This window comes from Enterobacter sp. C6 (assembly GCF_008122455.1).
Lineage (GTDB): Bacteria > Pseudomonadota > Gammaproteobacteria > Enterobacterales > Enterobacteriaceae > Enterobacter > Enterobacter pseudoroggenkampii.
Window position 1 is genome coordinate 1 of sequence record NZ_QPFW01000031.1, and the last position, 978, is coordinate 978.

The window sequence follows — 978 nt, forward strand, 5'->3', positions numbered from 1 at the left end:
GACGATACCACGCCGACGCTGAACGGCACCGCGACCGCCAACGCCACGGTCACCGTTTATGAAAACGGGCAGCCGGTCGGCACCGTTCAGGCGGACGGTACCGGGGCATGGAGCTTTACGCCGTCAGCGCCGCTGGCCAGCGGCAGCCATACCTGGACCGCCACGGTCACCGATGCAGCGGGCAACGTCAGCCCGACCTCGCCGGACTTTACCCTGATTATTGATACCGCGGCACCGAACGCGCCGGTTATCAGCCAGGCGATAGACGACGTGGGCATCCTCACCGGCCCGCTCACGTCCGGGCAGACAACCGACGACACCGTACCGCGCCTTGTCGGGACCAGTGAACCGTTTGCCACCGTGAAGATCTATGAGGGAACCACGCTTGTCGGAACGGGCACCGCGGATAGCGGCGGGAACTGGAGTATCTTGCTCACCACCACGCTGGCGAGTGGTCCGCACAGCTTTACCGCGCAGGCCACGGATGCGGCAGGCAACACCAGCGTGTCCTCCAGCAGCTTCAGCCTCACTGTCGACACCACGCCGCCTGCGCTGCCGGTGCTGACCAGTATCGTGGATGACGTGGGCAATGCGGCGACGCCGATTGCCAACGGCGGGATCACCAACGACGCGCAGCCAACGCTCAGCGGCACGGCAGAAGCGGGTTCCACGGTGAAAATCTTTGATAACGGCGTGCAAATCGGCAGCGTGACGGCGACCGGTGGGGCGTGGAGCTTTACGCCATCTCCGGCGCTGAGCAACGGCGCGCACAATTTAACCTTTACCGCTACCGATGCGGTAGGCAACGCCAGCGCGCCCACCGCCGGGTATGTGATTAACGTCGATACCCTCCCGCCAGCCGCGCCGGTCATCAGTTCGGTCATTGATGATGTCGGCAGCGTCACCGGGCCGGTGACCGGTACGAATCCGACCAACGACACGCGCCCAACGCTGAGCGGGACAGCCGAAGCGAATGCC

The 978-nt window shown here is 64.8% G+C and carries 1 protein-coding gene; it reads left to right on the forward strand.

Annotated features, from left to right (window positions below):
• On the forward strand, positions 1-978 hold a 978-nt coding region (locus tag DOU50_RS00185; RefSeq protein ID WP_148768454.1), incomplete at both ends, for an Ig-like domain-containing protein.